The sequence below is a fragment of the Streptococcus suis genome (assembly GCF_024509555.1).
In the GTDB taxonomy this organism is placed as follows: Bacteria; Bacillota; Bacilli; order Lactobacillales; family Streptococcaceae; genus Streptococcus; species Streptococcus suis_AD.
Map to the genome: position 1 here is coordinate 1 of NZ_JAMWEL010000093.1, position 255 is coordinate 255.

At 43.9% G+C, this 255-nt stretch carries 1 pseudogene; it reads right to left on the reverse strand.

From position 1 onward, the window contains the following. Window positions 1-255: pseudogene (locus tag NF418_RS10800) on the reverse strand (hypothetical protein); the annotation flags it as partial.

The following is a 255-nucleotide window of genomic DNA, read 5'->3' on the forward strand; positions in this document are numbered from 1 at the left end:
CTGCTGGAATTGTGACTGCGCCTGTAGTAGGATCTACAGTGACACCTGAATCTGCTGGAACGGACCATGTACCATCATCTTCTTTAGTAACAGTTACTGTTTGTTCTGTTCCATTTTCATCAGTGTATGTGATGTCAACGGTCTTAGTATCATCACCTGCTGTGGTTGATGGAGTTACAGTGACTGAGCCATCTTCGTTAGCTACTACTGATGGTACTTCTGGTGCTGTTGTGTCTGGATTATTCTTAGCAGTGT